Below are 18994 nucleotides of genomic sequence, written 5' to 3' on the forward strand. Positions count from 1 at the left end.
CCGATGTTTCGGCATCAATCATTTGCTGGCGCGTGTGCCGATGGTAATGCGCACAAAGCGCGCAACAGGACCTAGCTGGGCCTGTACCTCCAGACCCGCCTGTTCAAAAAGCGCGCGCATCTGCGCCGTACTGTGCACACGTGGATACAGCCATGTAAGCCAGGCTGGGGCAGTGAAATCGGCGAGCAGAAAGTAGCCTCCGGGTCGCAACACGCGGGCGACCTCACGCACACCGGCGGCCTGATCGCGCCAGTGATGAAACGAGATGGTCGAGAGCGCGAGATCGACCGAGGCATCCTCCAGGGGCAATGCTTCACCAGAACCCCGGTAGAAGTGAGCCTCCGGGGTAAGTTTGCGCGCGACTTCTAGCATTTTTTGCGCCGGATCGACCCCCAAAAGGTGTGTCTCCGGCCAATAGGCATGGACTTTCCGCAAGAGCCTCCCGCTCCCACAGCCGATATCCAGCACATTCGCCGGTTGGAAGTGGCTGGCTGCTTGCTGTAAGACGGCAGTGTGGACCGGATCAAACAGGCGTTGCTGCATCCAGGAACGTTCGTACGTCGATCCCCAGCGCTCGAAGAGTTCCACATCAAGTGTGGAGGAGTTGTCTTTCATACATCTCTTTTCTTTCTCTGTTCATTTTGAAGAATAGTGTGTTTGCTACCGAATGTGGTATTCTCTAGAGAGAAGAATACAAGGAAGAGCCCTCGGAGCCAAGCACACATCAGGAGAACCGTTCTCTACCGAACAAATGCCCCTGATTGTTCGCAAAAAAAGAGGTGACATCCGTGAAACAGCAGAAAAGAGATCGACGTTCCCAACGCACTCAGCGCCTAGTGAGTTCTGCCTTTACGGAACTTATGATAGAAAAATCCTATGAGAAAATTCTGGTCCAGGATATTCTAGATCGCGCGGGGATTGGTCGCACGACCTTTTATGCCCATTATTTCGATAAAGAGGATGTGCTCAACCATATTATAGAGCAGGAGTTGGCGATGCTCACTGGTCACATCGCCCAGGCCGCGCAGGGACAACGGATCATCCCTAGTCTGGAACTCTTTGTGCATGCGTATGTTTCTACGAATCAGCAGTTGCGGGCACTGATATGTAGTAGCGCGGGCAACCCCTTATTGGACGCGTTACAGGCGGCGCTTTGCCGCCTGATTGAACCGACGCGCAGCACCCTTTGCGCAGAAAGACGCTCTCCGCCGATCCCTTTGCCAGTGGTCTCCGAGTACCTGGCCGGGGCCTTTCTCACTCTGTTCAAGTGGTGGGTCACGGCTGATATGCCCTATCCGCCAGAGCAGATGGAGAGCATTTTTCAGCAACTGGCGCTACCCGGCGTGCGGGCCATGCTCAAAGAAAAGTGAGCAGCAAACTGAGAGGAGAATGAGAGTCATGGGATCCCGACATACATTCCCGATAGATTCCGCTCAGGGCAGGCAAGCAGTGAGTGAGTTCTGAATATTTCTGCTCAACCTGGTTTTTTGGTGCTTTCCTGCTTCCCTTTACAGAGCGGAAAAATGTGGAGCGTAAAATTTCGAGCAGGGAACAGATATCAGCGACGGAGTGCTTAGAGTCCTGGTAGAGTTGCTGGGCTAGGGCAACTCTACCATCAGAGGCCCTCCCAAGTCTGCCCCCACACGCCCTCTGGTTCGTGCTGCGGCGAGCCCCGCCAGCGTCCCATAGACGTCAAGTTAAGTCAGGACAATGGTTCCCTAGGGCGGGCATCCTGGTTCAGCATGGCTTAACTTGACGCGTATGCGGCGAGCCCCGCCAGCGTCCTCTCACGAATGAGATCGCGCTCGAACTCAGCCAAGGCCCCTTGAGATGAAAAATCAGTTTGCCGCCAGGCGTGGACGTGTCAATCTGTCATTTGACACATAAACCCGCCGAAAGGGGGAGATATGCGTCAGAAGAGGGAAACGGCGAGGATATGTGTCAAATTTCGATCATCTTTTCAAAGAGGAACTTCATCATTTTCAGCGGGAATGTTCCCCTTTGAATACTTGAGCACCCTGCCGAGGAGCCTGCGCAGGGAAGGCTCCTCGATGTCATCGAGAAAGTTTTGGTTTCTCCCTGCTTACTTTTTCGTCTCGCCTGTGACTGCTGCGGTCACACCAAGCGCGACATACACGCCTCCTGTTACATACCGTTGGGCTTGTCGGAAGCGCACATTTCTGGTAAGCAACTTCCCCACGGTCGATCCCAGGAGAGCGTAGAGACAATCCGTACAGAATGCCAGCAGCACAAACAGCACCCCAAAAATGAGAATCTGCTCGGTCACTGCCCCTCTGGTAGGATCGACAAACTGGGGTAAGAATGCGTAAAAGAAGAGGGCCGTCTTGGGATTGAGCAATTGCACTAGGAATCCCTGGGCAAACAACCGAGAGAAGCTTTTGGGAGCGGGTACTGGTGCCTGAGCATGCTCCTGCCGTGAGAGCAGGGTACGCACACCAAGATAGATCAGATAGCCAGCACCCAGGTATTTCACGAGACTAAAGGCGAGGGCTGAGGTCAGCAGCAGAGCTGAGAGGCCAAGCGTTGCTGCAACTGCATGCGCCAGGCTCGCAAGCTCAATCCCTCCAACTGAGGCCAGTCCTGCTCGCCTCCCTTGAGTTGCACTGCGAGTAAGAATATACAAGACAGAGGGGCCAGGAATGAGGAGCAATCCCAACGCCGCCAGGAGAAAGAGGGTCACGGTTGACAAAGCGGGCATCATTACCTCCTTGAGTAAGAGTGGACAACGGATCTTCCTGTAGCATAGCAGCGGTGCAGCCCAGAAGGCAAGTAACGGACTCCTTCAAAAGCAAGGTGTTGACGCATTTTCTCGCCACCTTGACGCAATTCCCCGCCAGATGAAGGCGTGGAACGTGAATTCGTAGAAGACATTCCTGGACTTTTGGGGTACGAATTTTCGGGCAGGTTTATGGCTCAATTTCAAATTCAGGCGAAGATATGCGTCAGAGAAAGGAGGGACAAACATTCTAATTAAGCTCAATTAGCTGGCGATTTTATGTGTCAAAAGTGGCGATTTTATGGTCTTTCTGACACAATCTTCTCAGTCAAGGAGCTGCTGCACAGTGAGGTCTTTATGGCGTTTGTGAAGGAGGATCGTGCATTAATCCGCGTGAGCGCGGTCTGATAACGATGCGCGCACTTCTTTGCGTATGCGCTCAACTGCCTCACCAGGCTGCTTGAGTACACAGAATCAGGGTGGCTCTTTTTCGGTTGAATCATGAAGGAAAGGAACTGATGGAGAAAGATAGCGCGCTTTGACTGTTTCTAGCAAATGCTCCAGTGCCTTGTGATTGACCAGATAAAACACCTGTTTTCCCAGACGGTACTCCTCAAGAAGTCCAGCCTCCCGAAGTTCTTTGAGATGATACGACAGCTTCGAGGTGGAAATATTTCCTAACTTTGGTAGTAGATCGAGATAGGGACAGATTGCTTGAGGAAGAGAAGGATGCGGAGACGAGACACAAGAAGCGTCACGTCCTTTCGCGAGAATGTCTAGAATCTGTAAGCGAATCGGATCGCTCAGTGCCCCAGCGATTTTTGCCAGCGATGGCCTCTTTTCCTCTTCCATGTTTGCTAGTATAGCACACATTCTCTTGACATTCCAGAATTTGTTGGAGTATCATCTATATATTCCAACAAATTCTGGAATGTTCGATCTCGACACAGTAAGCCATACAGCATGGTCAGAAACGAGAGAAGAAAAAGGGATGTTTCCAGGTAATAATGATGCTTTGAGAATCAGAGCGAACAAGAAAGAACTGAATGATAAAGAGATTTGCTGACAACATTGTGCTCGTCACGGGAGGAAGTACGGGCATTGGACAGGCGACCGCCCTGGCATTTGCCCGTGAAGGTGCTAAGGTCGTGATTACTAGTCGCCAGAGGCACGCTGGGGAGAAGACCGCCGCCTTACTCAAAGCAGAGCAAGGCGATGCCTGTTTTATTCAGGCTGATGTCACGGTTGAAGCTGATATGGCTCGATTACTTGAACAGATTGTGGCTCGCTATGACCGACTGGATATTGCCTTTAACAACGCTGGCTCTGTGGGAACAGGAGCCATCACTGAGATCAAGGAGGCTCTCTGGGATGAGACGATAGCAAGTAACCTCAAAGGAACCTGGCTGAGTATGAAATACGAGCTTCAGCAGATGCTCACCCAGGGGAGTGGAACTATCGTCAATATGTCTTCAAATCTTGGAGGACATGTCGCAAGGCCGATGATGGCTCCCTACGCTGCTGCAAAAGCGGGTGTCCTCGCTTTAACACAAGTAGCAGCTTTGGAATATATCCAATCTGGCATTCGGATTAATGCGGTCAGCCCCGGTCCAATTCGCACCCCCTTATCCAAACGTGTAGCAGAGACAGATGAGGAGCGCGATCGACGTGTTGCAGACACGTTGCCCATTGGTCGCATTGGCCTTCCTGAAGAGGTAGCTCATGCTGTCCTCTGGCTCAGCTCGTCGGAAGCCTCCTTTGTCGTGGGTCATGATATTGTTCTGGACGGCGGCTTCATCATTCAATAGGGGCTTCTTATCTAAGTGTCGGTGATACCATGCCACCTCCCTTTGAGGAGCGCATATGCAACGAACCTTCCCCTGGAAAGTCAACGATCAATTCTGGGAGCAAGTCGAGACGTTAATCCCTGTTGCTTCCTCACATGTGCGTGGAGGACGCCCCCGGATGCCCGGATTTGAGCAAGATTGGAGAAGTTTTTTTGTCAGCCTGTGGTAACCTGTTTGTGTTCACGTCTGGTCCATTGGAGGCAAAAATATGAGTTCTTTCTTTGAGGGAAGAGGGTCGGACTCCCCGTATATAGAAGCGGTCTGGCGTGGCCAGGCCGGCCTCGATTATGCTCCTGTTTGCCCGGCTTCTAGCCATTGGCATTTGCTCTTTCTTAAACAGCATGAAAGCGTCAATGTCACGGTTGTGGGACCATTGACCAGGGCGATTCCTGTCACCCAGGCCGAGGGAACCTCCTGGTTTGGCATCACGTTTCCGCTTGGCACCTTTTTGCCTGCTGTGCCCGTAAGAGATCTCCTGGATGAGCAGGCCATTTTGTCTTTTGCCGCGAATGCATCCTTCAGCCTTGCAGGCTCCCGTTTTCACTTTCCTGACTACGACAATGCCGAGACGTTTGTCGATTGGCTGATACGCAAGCGTTTGCTGGTGTCAGATCCGGTCGTGAAGGCGGTCTTAGCCGGTCATCCCCAGGATCTATCGTTGCGCACAGTAAGGCGCCGTTTCCTGTTTGCAAGCGGCTTAACGTTCAAGATGATTTCCCAGATCGAGCGGGCGAAGCAGACAGCAACGCTTCTGGAGCAGGGTGTTTCACTTCTTAATGCAGCATATCAGGCGGGCTATGCCGATCAGTCACATATGACCAGAGCGCTCAAGCACTTCATCGGATACACACCTGCTCATATTGCTCGTCTCGGCAGCAAAGGGGAGTTGGGTTAGCTGTCCATTTTGTTCAAGACAGAGCCTTTTGATGAGCTGTATACTCCTCCCAGTGACCATTGTTTGCGCATCTCAAGCCTCTTTCGAGGGAAGACTTGCGCACAAATGATCAATCAAAAACAGAGGAGAATTGAGCTATGCAAACAAGCAAAGTGTTTTTCGACATGGTGATGTCTCTGGACGGCTTCACCGCTCCAGAAGGGATGGATCCTGCCCATATGAACGACCCGGAATACAAGCAGTGGTCGAAAAAATGGATGGGACTCATGCATTATGTGTTTCAGCAGGAATTCTTTCGCGAGAATCTCAAAATTGGCGAAGGTGGCGAGACAGGTCGAGAGAACAGCATGCAGGAAAAAACCTTTCAACGTACCAGCGTGAGCATTATGGGAAAGATTATGTTCAGTTGCGGCGAGCCTTCCTGGCCTGAGGAGGCTCCTTTCCATACTCCCGTCTTTGTCCTGACCAAAGAAGTACGCCAACCGTGGGTGCGCCCCGGTGGCACGACATTCTACTTTGTCAACGACGGTACAGAGAGTGCGCTTCGTCAAGCGCGAGAGGTTGCTGACAATGGAAATATCAGAATAGCGGGAGGGGCCAACGTGGTCCAGCAATATCTCAATGCAGGGTTGATTGACGAGTTCACGATCCACTATGTGCCGGTCCTTTTTGGTCAAGGCACCCCGCTCTTTGCGAACATGAACCCCGATATCAAGGTGAAGATCAGGGAAACGGTCTCGTCTTCTCAAAACGTTCTTCATGTCACATACGATGTTGAGAAGTAGGAACAGAAAGAACCATGTCGCGATAACGTCGTTGGCCGTCACGGCGTTTGTCGGTGGCCTAAACCGTCCTACAGAGAGAGCGGAGGGGCATGTGTCGCGGTTGTCGTTGGTTTTGAGCACTGACAAACGCCGTGACACATGCGGGCAAGCAACGAGCTGGTACACCGCCGAAGTTCCCCTCTAGCTCGTTGTACCCCCCTGGGTCTCACTTTCCCAACGGTTTTGACACTCAGCAGTTTCTTTCTCTCAAGAAACTGCTGAGTGTTGGACAGGAAAATTCAAAGAAAAGATATATTACTGATCCTTGCACAAGTTACTAAACCAAGTGGCCTTTCGTGTGATGCCTTGTCGCCGACTTTCTTCCATTTGACATTTGGACAAAGTACCATTTCACCATGGCAACTCGCCAGATGCCTACCCCAACAGTATCCGGCGGGCGTTCCGCGAGAAAGTTAAACCATCAGACAAACGCGGACGCTGCCGCTTGCAGGAGTGGCCAGAGATCGTGATTGGCACAGTCGTCAAGAAAACAGCGAAACATCAGGTGGTCAAGGTCATTCGACATATGGCCCCAGGCACCATTGAGCGGGCAGAGGAACTCCTGGCTCTCCCGGCGGGAGGCATCCAACCCAATACGGTGTTTATTGAGCGCTTCAATGGGACGATGTGAGAGCGTCTCACCAGTCTAACCCGTCGCTCTCGCCACGCGAATCGTCGCCTTGCGGCACTCAAAGCGGGCAATGTGGCTGGTTGGCTGTACCTACAATTTCTGTTGGCCGCATCATGAGTGGAGCCGACGAGTGGCATGCGCTCAGGGACATCGGGGCGAAATCTCGCTTTCTACGGTGGCGCAAATCATGAGAGCTTAGATCAGAAACTTGAGACTGAGTGGCATATTTCGTCACTAAATGTCCCAGTGCTCGTCCTGTAAGCGCGCGGTATGTCTTCTCTGATGGAAAAGATACTGTTCTTCTCGTGGAAGCATCTCCAAATACTGATATAAGGCCAAGCGAGCAGTGGTATTGAGCGGAACCTCTCGAACTTTTTGCGTTTTCCCAGAATCCGCAGTGTCCCATTTCACTTGCTGAGATGAATCTGCTGACGTGTTAGGGTACACAGTTCTTGCGCACGCAGGCCCATATGGAGCAAGAGCGTGATAATGGTTTGATCTCGAAGGGTTCCAACAGCATTGACAATAGCAACTAATGCCTCGTGGAGATGCTTCCTTCGGGATAAATTTAATGGGGTCAGCAGGGTCAGCCTGAATAAGATGCGTTTTTCTAGTCCAAGCGAAATAGCGTTTCAGGCTCATGAGCGTCTGGTTGACGGTTGATGGTTTTAGGACGAGCGTGGTTTGGAGATACTCTCGGTAGTGGATCAAGAGCGCAGGAGCTACTGCTTGCGGGGTAAAGGTTTGTCCCTGTTGTCCCTCAACCCAATAGGCTTTACACCAGGTGATAAATTGGCGCAGATCACTCAGATAGTTGCGCGTGGTCACTGGTGAAAGATCTTCCAGTTGCTGGAGTATCTGCCTGTATTGGTCCACCATTTGTTGGCCATCTTCAGAGAGTAGCGGCTGCGCAGTTCGTTTCATCAATCACGCTCCCTGCCAGTATTAGCAGAAGTGCTTTTTGCCCGATTTTGACGAGTATTAGCAGACATTGGTCCTATGGTACGTGCTTAAATCTGTACAAGGTATGTCTGCTCAGGTATTTTAGCAGAAATGTGTGTAAATATATAGATGGTTTGACGGGGAATGTAGAAAGGGACAGGAGAATATGCCAGTTGAATTTTTGGCAGCGGAACAACGGAGTCGCTATGGTTGCTATGCAGGAGAACCGTCTCCAGAACAACTGGTTCTTTACTTTCATCTCGATGATCGTGACCGTGCCTTGTTGGAACCTCGGCGTCACGCCCATACACGCCTGGGTCTTGCCCTCCAGCTTTGTACCGTTCGGTTCCTGGGGACATTTCTCTCCGATCCGACTGATGTTCCTCACAACGTTGTTCTTACCCTTGCTTCCCAGCTCAATATTGCCGATGTGACGGTGCTCTCTCGCTATCGTGAAGGCGAGATGCGCTACGATCACGTCCACGAAATCATGGCCGAGTATGGCTATCAGGATTTCGCCTCTCAACCGGAACACTTTCGTTTCCTGCGCTGGCTTTATACCCGCGCCTGGTGGAGTGAGGAACGTCTGACGGTGCTCTTTGACCTGGCGATGGCGCATCTCATCGACCGCAAAGTGCTGCTCCCAGGGGTCAGTGTGCTGGAGCGGGCCATTTCCAGTGTGCGTGAACACGCGTCCAGGAGGCTCTGGCAGCTTCTCGCTGCGATCCCGACACCACCTCAGAGGGCATTGTTGGAAACGTTACTGGAGGTTCCCGCCGGAGAACGACAAACTCCACTGGACCGTCTCCGTCGTGGACCCACACGGGTGAGTGGTCCTGCACTTGTTGATGCCTTGCATCGTGTCGAAGCCATTCGCCTCTTCGAGATGGAGCATCTCGGCCTCTCTTTTGTGCCACGAGGGCGACTCAAAGCTTTGGCACGTCATGCAACAACGGCTCTGTTTCAGCATTTGCGCAACCTCGCTCACGATCGTCGGATCGCGACCTTACTCGCCTTCACCTCTACCGTGATCAGCAGCTCGCTATTGATCTCATGTAGATGAGTAGCAGCTCGCTATTGATCTCACCCAGAAGGAGGGGTTACCAGCCAGGTAACCTCTCCTTCTCGTGTATCCGAAGGACTCAAGTAATCTGAAGTTGCCCGCGCGAAAGCGGCGGGGGTTCCTTCCACGCTCCCAGCCCTTCCCACTGATACAGGAAGGCTGGCTCTCGGGTCGGTTCACCTGGGGCGTTCGGGGCAGAGCCTGCCCCTCTTTCGCGCGTTGGTACATGCACTCGTGTGCGCTGCGCTCGTAGGCTACCCCCCAGCGTACGAGGGAGTGGAGATCAAGGGAGGCACCAAGGAAGGCCAAGTTGAGACCTCGTTGGCCGGGGCTCACGCCGCATGTGCACTGATGCCAGCGCTGAGAGGGCGGCTTCTTGACCTTCTTGCCGCAGCCATGGCACCATTGACGAGAGCGCCATGGTGCGCGTGGGAACTCCCACAATGTGGGTAAGAATCAGGCATGAATGCCGGGGTCCTTGACAACTAAAGGTCGGCCCCTGCCAGTTGGCTTGTAGTGTTCATGCTTTGAGCAAGACGAGCAAATCGATTCATGATTTTCCACAGTTGAGTCCTATGTGCTGAGAAATTGTGACAGTGAGCAGAAGCGGGCAAAATAAACGCCGTCCGCGAACAAGCATTGGGGAAATACGACAATTCACCCTCTGGATCCTTCACTGAGTCTTCTTCCCCGAAGACCAAAAACAGCGGAACCGTGATGTTTCTTGCCAGTTGAACCTGCTTTCCAGGTGTAAGCATGCCCTGCATCAATTGAAGAGGAACCGGTACGTTATAGGCATCATCAGCCGCAATTACTTCCGTCGGAGGTGGAAACGAACCATGAAAGAAAGGGTGGAGGAATGGGCGTGGGACAGAGATATAGCCCTCATCCACCATCCCCAACACCATATCCAGGTTAATGCCAATATCCCTGATTTGGCCGATATTGTTTCCCAGCAGCATCAGCGCATCGGCACTGGCGTATGCACTCTGCGCCAGGTGTGAGATGTAAGCGCCCATGCTGTGTCCACACAGAATTGTGGTACCTTCTCGCTTTACCCGCCGTATCACCAGGTCTATGGCTTGAGCCATCATTTGCGGGGTTAGCTGATCCCCACTGATGGCAACGTTGCTCTCGCCTGTCCCTAACATATCGAGCGTTACCACAACATGCCCACGCCGGGCCAGGTAGAGCGCACAACTATAGGCATCGCGCTCGTATCCAGGGACAATAAGATCCCAATAGCGACGGGTATAAGACCCACCGTGCACCAGGACAACGAGTATCCCGGAATGCTCCAATGACGATGCGGGAGCAAAGGTTGTTGTCACAACCTTTGCCTCACCGCTCAAATCATCAATCTGACCGGACAGGTCGATGTCATTTGACGTGATATCAATGATCTGAATATTCAACATCAGGAACAACTCCTTTTCTCATCATGGCTGTACATTTGGGAATGAAACTGGTGGAGTCTGCACAATTATTCAGGTGATGAGCTTTCTCAAAAACCCTGCTTTCTTGCACTCACTGGTCGAGTATTATGCAGGGTCACTTGGGTAAAGCCAGCACATTCCAGGGCCTCATTGTTCAGAGAACGTGTGGAACTCGGCATACGGGGCGGAATTCACTATCTCGACCGCAGACAGTTAGATTCTCATGCTGAGGTCAATAGGCAAAAACTTTTCCTTTCAATGGTCGCATTCCATTGCTCCCTTGTTAGTCAAACAATTGTGGCGAGCAACAAATCTTGCTTAAATTGGGGCTCAGCCAGGTCGGCACCGGTGCCGACCTGGCTGAGTCGAGCAAGGCTGATCCAAATCCTCATTTATGCTGAATTACACAATGATCGGCTTCGTCTTCTGTAGCGCATCCATCACCTGTTGAGGCAAGTTGAGATCGCCTTGCACCAATGCCGGTGGCATCACTGCCATCCACTGATTGAGAGAAAAATCAGCATAGCGATCCGTTTTGAATATCTCCAGAAAGCGTAACGTTGTCTTGCCCGTATTCTCGACATAGTGTCCCATATTCGCCGCCACATACCCAACATCGCCGGCCTGGTAGTCGAACGTAGCGGCTGTGCCAGCACCAGCAAAGACCGTCATACGTCCATTGCCTTCAATATAATACTGCCATTCATCTGCATTTGGATGCCAGTGCATCTCGCGCAAACCACCAGGCTCAACCTCCACTAATGCGGCCGCCACCGTCGTCGAGACGCGGAATTTGGTTGAGTCAACGACTCTCACTTTGCCATGAGCCTTGCCTTGCGTTGGTGGCTGAGCCAGCAGATGATAGGTGAAGCTCTGTGGAGACGTCCCGTAAGGATCAGAGACCGGAGTTGATGATGTGGGAACCTGGCCAGGGTAAATCCAGCGGGAGGATGGTGGAGCAAGATTCGCAAAATTGCTTTCCGGTACACCAAAGTTTTTCGCCAGCACTTCTTTGGGCGTATGCGCGAACCAGTCGCTGAGCATGAAGGTTGAACCCGCAGAGAAATGGCCATCATCAAATACCAGTAAGAATTCGCAGCCGCCCTGAAGGCCCTGAATCGAGTGTGGAAAACCAGCAGGGAAGTACCAGAGATCGCCGACGGCAACATTATCGACGAAATTACGTCCCTGAGGATCCAGGCATGTTACCTGCGCTCTTCCATTGAGCATATAGGCCCATTCGGCCTGCACATGCCAGTGTAATTCGCGAACGGCCCCCTCTTTCAGGCGCATAGTTACCCCTGCCACATCCGTTGAGACGGGTAGCTCCGTTACCGTCACCTGACGAGCCCAGCCGCCATTGGCGAGCCGGTTATGTGCATTGCTAAACGAAAACTTTAGATTTGGCATAATGCCTGCATCAGTCGTAGGAGGAGCTAGCGTATCAGGGTTCATCTCATCGAGCGCTATATTCCGGGGGCCAGGATCTGTGGCACCAAGATTGCCCTCAATCGGCTCGGGAACCGGTTCATCAGCCGGAGTCGATGTAGCATGAGCAACAGCGGGGACACTGGTGATGCTGGCAACAGCTCCAGCAGCTGCCAGTGTCTGAAGAATTTTGCGTCTCGTCGTATCCATACTATCCTCTCTGCTTGATATCTATTAAATCTTCTAGAGACTTCTCGCCAGGCGGTTCTATCACATCCTACGCCTGGAGTGATACAATTCCCAGCTGTTGTAAAATATGTATTTCATCGGGGAGCCCCCAACGTTCGACGACCATGCCGTCGAGCACGCGTAGGACATTGATCTCTGTGTAAGAAATGCGTTTTCCAGTCGCAGGTACCCCCATGAACTCCCCTGTGTGCAGAAGCGACCACGCTGTCACATCAACGACTTTGTCTTCTTCCGCTATCTGATCCAAAATGGTGACATGCATCTGAGAGAAGGCTTGATGAAATGCTGGCAACTTGAGCCCTTCGATATCAGGTGTCTGACCTGCAAGAGGACGGTGATTGACGAATGAAGGGGCCAGAACCCTTTCCAGGGCCAGTTCATCTCCTTCGTTATATGCCTTAATAGCCTCATAAAAACCACGAGCGACCGCTTTATTGGCCTCCGTTAACATACTACGCTCCTTCTTGTTTGATGCGGGTACGTCTCTTCTGTGCTTGCTTTTGAGAAACCTCTTCCTCTTCTGATTGTATTCGTGCGCAAACCGTTTCGCATCTGTGAAACGACTGTAATTTTCTCAACATGCGGAAGATAGATACGTAGGTAGAATAACGTACGGGGCAACTCGTGCTGGTGGTATGGGGCGCGAAATGGAGGCACTGAGCCCACTCCACAAGTCATACGGTCTCCGGTTAAAGGGTGATCAAACTCATGGATGAGTTTCCCCTAAATCGAAAGCTCGAAAGAATTTCCTCTGGAAGAGCTGTTCATCCAGAGGAAAAATCATGCCGAAGTATGTTCATCTTGCTGCTCATTTCAGCTCTGATGAGCTGGAGCAACGGTACCGCCAAGCGAGTGATCCTATCGAACGCAGCCACACTCAGATCATTTAGCTGCTGTCTTGCGGCAGGCGCGTCCGTGAAGTCGCCGAAGTTACAGGCAGGCTACTGTGCCAACTGGATTCGGATTCTGGCTCGGCGCTACAACCAGCGGGGGCCAGAATCCCTCGCGGATCAACGCCACCATAATAGAGGCGCTCCTAGCCTGCTCTCTGTTGACCAGCAAGATCGGTTGCGCCACCTGCTTGAGCACCTTTCTCCTGATGGCGACCTGTGGACTGGTCCTAAAGTTGCTCGCTGGGTGAGTGAACAACTTGGTTGTAAGGTGCATCCCCAACGCGGGTGGGATACCCTCAAACGGCTCGGTTTCTCGCTCCAGATCCCCCGCCCTCGTCACCACAAAGCCGATCCCGCCCAGCAAGAGACGTTCAAGCGCGAGTTGCAAGAGCAAGTCCGGCAGGTTCAGCATGCCCATCCTCACGAGCAGCTGGAGTTGTGGGCGATGGATGAACATCGCATCGGCTTGAAACCGGTCATCAGACGCATCTGGGCGCTGGCCTCTGCGCGCCCAGTTATTCGGATACAACAGCGCTACGAATGGCTCTATATCTACGGGTTTGTTCATCCCCAATCAGAGGAGAGCCAGTGGCTCCTGCTGCCTTCGGTAAACATCGAGGTTTTCACCATTGCCTTGCAGCACTTTGCGCAGACAGTAGGTGCTGGCCCTGAGCGACAAATTATCCTAGTGCTGGATCGGGCAGGCTGGCATGAGAGCAGTGAGGTCGACGTGCCAGAAGGCATCCATCTCGTGTTCCTACCGCCCTACTCGCCGGAGTTGCAGCCCTGCGAGCGAGTGTGGCCACTCTCGAACGAAGCCATTGCCAATCGTCATTTCAAAACACTTGACGAACTGCAAGAGGTGCAAGCACAGCGGTGTGTCGCCCTGCAAAACGATGTGACCTGTATCCGCCACGCCACACTCTTCCACTGGTGGCCTACCTCTCTCTTTACTAGATTAATTTTCTTTCTACAGCGTAGCGAGTTGCAGCGCTACGGGTGGAAACATGAATTTTGGGGTAAATCTTATTGAGATGAGCATTGACAGTACGAGGACTTATACTAAGGCGCGCAGCAATCTCTTTATCGGTGAGGCCTTCAGCAAGCAAACGAAGTAGTTCCACTTGCCGTTGCGTTAATTGATCAGGATACATAGCCAGGTGGTATGAGGTACCGGGGGCGGACAAGGGAATGGAAGCGGTCTCTTGCTGAAGAGAGGTTCCGAGAGAAGAGGCCAGGAGGGCCTGTTTTGGAGTCATCGCGCGTCCTTGAGCCCATATCCTTGTCAAGGTCTCCTCATTCATTTTAGCGCGGAGTTGCATTTTCAAATCTTCAACGCGCCGTTGGTCCACATCTGAAATCAATCCCCAGCTTGTTTCGCGCAATGCCTCTCCAGCACCTAGAAGGATGGCCGCCCACGTTTCTTGACCAATGATGGTCGCAATTGCGCCAACTTCTTCAAGACTTGTGGCAATTAAGAGCTTTTCACCCAATTCGATAGCTGTAAGAGATTTTTCTTTAGAAATATGCAGTGCGGTTTCATATTCTTTCAAGTGACAGACGATCTGTCCCAAAAAATCCAGTGCCTGGACAATCGCTCGACGATCTCCCACCTCTTTTATGAGGACAAGAGATTGCTCAAGTACTTTTCGGGCCCGCACGTAGTTACCTTGCGCCTGCGCTTCTCTCGCCACAAGTGCATATGCTTCAGCAAGATGCCAACGATCTCCCATTTCCTGAAGAATAGGAAAACTTTCTTCATAGTACGTCTTTACATTTTCGTCGTGTCCTTGCAGAAGCTCGCAAAATCCCATTGCATTCAGTGCGATAGCATACCCATGTCTCTCTCCAACTTCTCGGTAGAGCTTTAAGGATGCTTGTAAATGTTCTTTCATGGCTGCTGTGTGAAGCTGAAAAAAGGCTAATAGAGCAGCTGCGTAGTACGCTTTTGCTCTCACTGCTGCCGAGACCATTTCACCCTGGCATCTCTTCAATAGCTGCTCGATCTGCTGGTACCCCTCAGAGACATAGCCACGATACGACCAAAATCTCCACAGTGTCACGGTGAGATCAAGTGCGTTTTCGATTTCATTTCGTTCCACCAGCCAGGTGAAAACCGCACGGAAATTGTTCTGCTCCTGCTCGAGTATATCCAGCCCCTGTAGCTGTGCCGCGCCAATAAGCTGTGGCTCTATTTCTTTCGCCAGCTGGAGAAAATACGCAGTATATGCCTGTACTACAGCGTTCGTTTCCCCTTCAACATCGAGGCACTTTCGTCCATACGCGCGGATCACCTGCAGCATTCTAAAATGAGAGAGATCTGTTGGGCTCTCTGAAGGAGAAATCACGAGCCGATGATTCGTCAGTACAGCAAGCTCTCGCACGATATTGTGACCTTTCTCGCCAAGCCTCTCATAGAGATCTTCTAAGGCTTCCAACGTCGCCCCTCCAGAAAATATAGCCAGTCGCCGGAACAGACGCTGTTCTTGGGGCAGAAGAAGAGAATAGCTCCGATCAATTGTTTTGCTCCATGTACGCTGGCGTTCTGGAATATCTTGTTCTTCATTGACCAAAATATGCAATGGGTGTTGCTCTAAGTGTTTCAGCAACATCTTGGGGGGGAAGAGTTGCATACCCGTTGTCGCAGCAAGTTCTATCGCCAACGGAAGCCCTCCAAGATGAGCACAAATCTGCACGATGGGGCTCACGTTCTCTGGAGTAAGCTGAAACTGCGGGAGGTGTGTGCGTGTGCAGGCAAGGAAGAGAGCAACAGCAGGGTTATGCGCAAGTGCTTCAGGGTCATACGTATGTGTGAAGTTTGGTAGATCAAGCGGAGAGAGAGGAAATTGCTGTTCCCCACGCACGTTCAAACCTGCGCGGCTTGTCACCAGGATGGTAATTCCAGGACAGGCATCGAGAAGACGAGGTAAGAATGAGGCTGCTGGGCGGACATGCTCAAAGGTATCAAGTAACAACAGCATCTGTGTCTTATGAAGAAAAGAACAGAGCGTTTCTAAATCAGAACTGGAAGGTACCTCGGTGATACCCAGTGTGCGAAGTATTGCCGATAGAATGAGGTTATGATCGAAGAGACTGTCAAAAAAAACGGTACAAACACCATCTGGAAAGGAAGACTGTAGAGCAGAGGCCACCTGTAAAGCGAACTGCGTTTTGCCAACTCCCACCGTTCCTACGATAGTAAACAGACGGCTGCCTCTCAATGTAAACAATTCAAGAAAACGCTCAATATCACGTTGACGACCAATAAGCTTCGTCAATGGTCTCAGTATCTGCTTTGTACTTGTCTTATCGTTCGAATAGGGAACGTTCCAGATAGGCGATAAACTGGCATGAGGAACAGAGACCTGATCGGCTGGTTCGTTTATCGTATCGCCTTCATCCGGCAGCAGCCCTAGTTCCCGGGCAGTTTTGCCAAATAGCGTGCAGAGTTTTTGCCGGTAGTATGGGCTGGGCGAAGTTGTGCCACGTTCCCAACGACTAATATAGTAGTAATCCGCGCCTAACTGCTCCGCTACGTATTGTTGAGACCAACCTCGGAGCAAGCGTTCTTCTTTTAATTGCGCATTTGGGATGGCTCTGGATGAGCGTTTTTTTGCGGACGTTGTCTTCTCTGTGGCTTCTTCCACGTTTGTCTGCTCCTCGCTTTCTCTAAATTTCCGGGAGTCGTTCCTGTTTTCTCTCTTAGCGGTGTGTTCACCAGGCAATATTTTATTCTTGCCTTATAAACGCCTTATTGTTGCTATACTTGTTGGTGAATTTTTTATGCAATACTTTTTGCTGAGGGATAAATGGCATCTATACCATTTAATGAAAGCAAATGCAAACGTGGAAACTCGCTTTAGCAGGCGAAGCACGAAAGGATTAGCCTTATGATCCAAACATCTGGGCGTGTTTGTACCAATTGTGGTGCTCCTCTCACACAGAACTCACCTTTTTGTACAAATTGCGGAAAAGCATGTAACGCTCCCCCCAGTTGTAGGTAAATGGGTTGGTTCTGTCAGAACTGAGAACGGAGACGCTCATCAGGGAACGGCGAATGCTGAGATATTACTGTCTCGTGCTAGGAGACTGCCTGTATCGCTTCCTTCAAAGCTGCAAGTCGATCAAGGAAAGCGCGGCGCTGCTCTGAGCGTGTGATTGGTTCGCCCATGATGGAGCGAGGACAGAGAGAGTTCCGCAATTCGTCAAAAGCACAACAGAAACGGGCTGCTGAGTCGAAGCTTCCAAAGCCAAACATGGGATAATACCGTTGTTTGATCCCTCGATGGTCTTGTTCTAAACGATTATTGAGATATTTCTTGGTCCGATGCTGCACCTGATCGCCCAGTGTTTCACGCACTGCTCGTGGATAGGAGGTATGACCGTCCGTTGTCACCTGGATGAAGGAAGAATCCCCCTTGCTTTAGCAGGGGGAGTGTCAATGGAAATCGTTTCATACCAGCCAGTAATAACGCTTTGTAAGCATCGAGTTGTGTCAATGGGCGGATTGGTGCAAGAAGCCCTACGGCGGCGCTTGATGCTTGCGCTCCGAGATATCCTTTTTCCAACACTGACACATCTACACCTTGCGTGCGCAGAAAATAGGCGATAGAGCAGCCAATAATGCCGCCCCCTATATTGACATCCTCCCCACGGCTCAAGCCGGGGGATTCCTCGATTCACCTCGAGGGTTTCCTGCTTCGCGGAGTCTTGCCAGAACGAGACAAAACCCGTCCAGGTCTTACAGCCTCTCCACAGGCATTGAGGACCGTGAGCCCCACGGACCTAATATTCTTGGCAGCGTTGATATCGCGGTCGTGCTGCACAGCACACGCTGGACACGTCCACTGACGGACATCAAGCGCTAAGGAGTCGAGGAGGTGACCACACTCGAAACAGCGCTTACTGGAGGGATACCACTTGTCAATTTTGACAAGATCTCGACCGTACCAGTCGGCTTTGTATTCCAGTTGGGCCACAAACTCACTCCATCCCACATCGCTGATGGCTTTGCTGAGGGTGGGATGCTTGACCATGTTCTTGACCTGCAAACTCTCCACGCAGATCGTTTGGTTCTCACGGATCAAGCGTGTAGAAAGTTTGTGCAGAAAATCACGGCGGCGGTCAGCGATGCGGGCATGAATGCGAGCCACCTTGAGACGCGCTTTGTCTCGGTTCTTCGAGCCTTTTTTCTTCCTGGCGTGACGACGTTGGGCTTTGGCCAGGTTCTTTTCATCCTTGTGGAAGAACCTGGGGTTGCCTACCACTTCACCGGTCGAGAGCACCACAAAGGATGTCAAGCCAAGATCAGCACCTATCGAGGTCTCGACGGAGGGCACGTGCTCAATCCCATCCTCAACCAGGATGCTGATGAAGTAGCGATTGGCACAGTCTTTGGTGATGGTCACACTCGAAGGAGCTGCCCTATCAGGCAGAGGACGCGACCAGCGGATAGCGAGAGGCTCACTCATCTTGGCAAGGGTGAGACAACCGTTGCGCCAGGTGAAGGCATTGGCGGTATAGGTAGCAGATTGCGTGTTCCGTTTCTTGTGGAAGACAGGATATTTGGCACGCCCTTCAAAGAAATTGAGAAACGCTTTGTCCAGGTGACGAAGAGCTTGCTGCAAGGGCACACTGGAAACCTCATTCAACCAGTGGGTCTCTTCTTGCTGTTTCAGCTCAGTCAGCAAGAGGCTCAGATCTTTGTAATAGAGGCGTCGCTGCTCGTTGTAATAGGCATCGGTTTTCTTGCGCAATGCCCAGTTATAGATGAAGCGACAGCACCCAAAGGTCTGAGCAAGGATCTGCTGTTGTTGTGCTGTGGGGTACACCCGGTACTTGAACGCGCGTTTCTGTTTCATGCATTATATTATAGCATATACGGTGTAAAGATGCAACAATGTGCACCACCCTATCCACCTCACAAAAGGAACGCGCCATTCATCCCCATGTTTCAAAAACAGGGGTCTTCTGGCGCGGTTTGATAAGGACATCAGTCGATGTTTTCATAACAAAAATCTCCTTCAAGAAGGTACTCTTCGCCTTTTCA

The 18994-nt window shown here is 51.6% G+C and carries 18 protein-coding genes and 3 pseudogenes; 9 read left to right on the forward strand and 12 right to left on the reverse strand.

All coding sequences use genetic code 11. From position 1 onward, the window contains the following. Positions 1 to 18: 18 nt before the first annotated feature. The gene (locus JMJ16_RS00405) at positions 19 to 615 is read right to left on the reverse strand and encodes a class I SAM-dependent methyltransferase (protein WP_201374795.1); all 597 of its coding nucleotides are present in this window, start codon (positions 613 to 615) and stop codon (positions 19 to 21) included. Positions 616 to 788: 173 nt separating this feature from the next. Between JMJ16_RS00405 and JMJ16_RS00410 the strand changes: the two genes are divergently transcribed. Further along, a complete protein-coding gene (locus JMJ16_RS00410) occupies positions 789 to 1370 on the forward strand; it encodes a TetR/AcrR family transcriptional regulator (RefSeq protein WP_201377500.1) in 582 nt (193 codons plus the stop codon). Positions 1371 to 1762: 392 nt separating this feature from the next. Here JMJ16_RS00410 and JMJ16_RS56570 read toward each other — a convergent pair. Both JMJ16_RS56570 and JMJ16_RS00415 read right to left on the reverse strand, forming a co-directional pair. After that, positions 1763 to 1869: pseudogene (locus JMJ16_RS56570) on the reverse strand (recombinase family protein); the annotation flags it as partial. Between the two features lie 214 nt (positions 1870 to 2083). Beyond that, positions 2084 to 2722 (reverse strand): LysE family translocator, encoded by a 639-nt coding sequence (locus JMJ16_RS00415; RefSeq protein ID WP_201377503.1) that lies wholly within the window; start codon positions 2720 to 2722, stop codon positions 2084 to 2086. 1061 nt (positions 2723 to 3783) lie between these two features. On the opposite strand from JMJ16_RS00415, the gene JMJ16_RS00425 reads away from it, so the two are divergent. From JMJ16_RS00425 to JMJ16_RS00445, 5 genes are all read left to right on the forward strand, one after another. Then, positions 3784 to 4545 (forward strand): glucose 1-dehydrogenase, encoded by a 762-nt coding sequence (locus tag JMJ16_RS00425; RefSeq protein WP_201377509.1) that lies wholly within the window; start codon positions 3784 to 3786, stop codon positions 4543 to 4545. Positions 4546 to 4600: 55 nt separating this feature from the next. Further along, the gene (locus JMJ16_RS00430) at positions 4601 to 4753 is read left to right on the forward strand and encodes a hypothetical protein (RefSeq protein ID WP_201377512.1); all 153 of its coding nucleotides are present in this window, start codon (positions 4601 to 4603) and stop codon (positions 4751 to 4753) included. Between the two features lie 39 nt (positions 4754 to 4792). Beyond that, a complete protein-coding gene (locus tag JMJ16_RS00435) occupies positions 4793 to 5479 on the forward strand; it encodes a helix-turn-helix domain-containing protein (RefSeq protein WP_201377515.1) in 687 nt (228 codons plus the stop codon). Positions 5480 to 5616: 137 nt separating this feature from the next. Next, positions 5617 to 6264 (forward strand): dihydrofolate reductase family protein, encoded by a 648-nt coding sequence (locus tag JMJ16_RS00440; protein WP_201377518.1) that lies wholly within the window; start codon positions 5617 to 5619, stop codon positions 6262 to 6264. Positions 6265 to 6637: 373 nt separating this feature from the next. After that, positions 6638 to 6934 carry a hypothetical protein gene (locus tag JMJ16_RS00445; RefSeq protein WP_201377521.1) on the forward strand — a complete coding sequence of 99 codons (297 nt, stop codon included), beginning with the start codon at positions 6638 to 6640 and terminating at the stop codon, positions 6932 to 6934. A gap of 234 nt (positions 6935 to 7168) precedes the next feature. Here the strand turns inward: JMJ16_RS00445 and JMJ16_RS00450 are convergent, their stop codons facing one another. Beyond that, a complete protein-coding gene (locus JMJ16_RS00450) occupies positions 7169 to 7858 on the reverse strand; it encodes a site-specific integrase (protein ID WP_201377524.1) in 690 nt (229 codons plus the stop codon). Between the two features lie 184 nt (positions 7859 to 8042). On the opposite strand from JMJ16_RS00450, the gene JMJ16_RS00455 reads away from it, so the two are divergent. After that, complete coding sequence (locus JMJ16_RS00455; RefSeq protein WP_201377527.1) at positions 8043 to 8939, forward strand: DUF4158 domain-containing protein; 897 nt, start codon at positions 8043 to 8045, stop codon at positions 8937 to 8939. Between the two features lie 79 nt (positions 8940 to 9018). Here JMJ16_RS00455 and JMJ16_RS53455 read toward each other — a convergent pair. The 4 genes and pseudogenes from JMJ16_RS53455 to JMJ16_RS00470 form a co-directional block, all read right to left on the reverse strand. Then, positions 9019 to 9384 (reverse strand): annotated as a pseudogene (locus JMJ16_RS53455) (AAA family ATPase); the annotation flags it as partial. A 40-nt stretch (positions 9385 to 9424) separates the two neighbouring features. After that, the gene (locus tag JMJ16_RS00460) at positions 9425 to 10357 is read right to left on the reverse strand and encodes an alpha/beta hydrolase (protein WP_201377529.1); all 933 of its coding nucleotides are present in this window, start codon (positions 10355 to 10357) and stop codon (positions 9425 to 9427) included. A gap of 420 nt (positions 10358 to 10777) precedes the next feature. Beyond that, a complete protein-coding gene (locus JMJ16_RS00465) occupies positions 10778 to 12013 on the reverse strand; it encodes an oxalate decarboxylase family bicupin (RefSeq protein WP_236601084.1) in 1236 nt (411 codons plus the stop codon). Positions 12014 to 12080: 67 nt separating this feature from the next. After that, positions 12081 to 12503 carry an ester cyclase gene (locus JMJ16_RS00470; protein ID WP_201377531.1) on the reverse strand — a complete coding sequence of 141 codons (423 nt, stop codon included), beginning with the start codon at positions 12501 to 12503 and terminating at the stop codon, positions 12081 to 12083. Between the two features lie 464 nt (positions 12504 to 12967). Between JMJ16_RS00470 and JMJ16_RS00475 the strand changes: the two genes are divergently transcribed. After that, positions 12968 to 13978 carry an IS630 family transposase gene (locus JMJ16_RS00475; RefSeq protein ID WP_201377533.1) on the forward strand — a complete coding sequence of 337 codons (1011 nt, stop codon included), beginning with the start codon at positions 12968 to 12970 and terminating at the stop codon, positions 13976 to 13978. Here the strand turns inward: JMJ16_RS00475 and JMJ16_RS00480 are convergent. Next, entirely contained in the window at positions 13899 to 16592 is a 2694-nt protein-coding gene (locus tag JMJ16_RS00480; RefSeq protein ID WP_201377535.1) for a LuxR C-terminal-related transcriptional regulator, read from the reverse strand. The two genes, JMJ16_RS00475 and JMJ16_RS00480, sit on opposite strands and share 80 nt — an antisense overlap. A gap of 243 nt (positions 16593 to 16835) precedes the next feature. On the opposite strand from JMJ16_RS00480, the gene JMJ16_RS56575 reads away from it, so the two are divergent. Continuing rightward, the gene (locus JMJ16_RS56575) at positions 16836 to 16949 is read left to right on the forward strand and encodes a zinc-ribbon domain-containing protein (protein ID WP_201377537.1); all 114 of its coding nucleotides are present in this window, start codon (positions 16836 to 16838) and stop codon (positions 16947 to 16949) included. 77 nt (positions 16950 to 17026) lie between these two features. Here JMJ16_RS56575 and JMJ16_RS00490 read toward each other — a convergent pair. From JMJ16_RS00490 to JMJ16_RS00500, 3 genes and pseudogenes are all read right to left on the reverse strand, one after another. After that, positions 17027 to 17344, reverse strand: a pseudogene (locus JMJ16_RS00490) (DDE-type integrase/transposase/recombinase); the annotation flags it as partial. Further along, positions 17298 to 17606, reverse strand: a complete 309-nt coding sequence (locus JMJ16_RS56580) for an FAD-dependent oxidoreductase (protein ID WP_201377544.1) — start codon at positions 17604 to 17606, stop codon at positions 17298 to 17300. The gene JMJ16_RS56580 and the pseudogene JMJ16_RS00490, both read right to left, overlap by 47 nt. 18 nt (positions 17607 to 17624) lie before the next feature. Then, a complete protein-coding gene (locus tag JMJ16_RS00500; RefSeq protein WP_201377547.1) occupies positions 17625 to 18806 on the reverse strand; it encodes an RNA-guided endonuclease TnpB family protein in 1182 nt (393 codons plus the stop codon). Between the last annotated feature and the right edge of the window lie 188 nt (positions 18807 to 18994).

The sequence above is a fragment of the Ktedonobacter sp. SOSP1-52 genome, assembly GCF_016587395.1.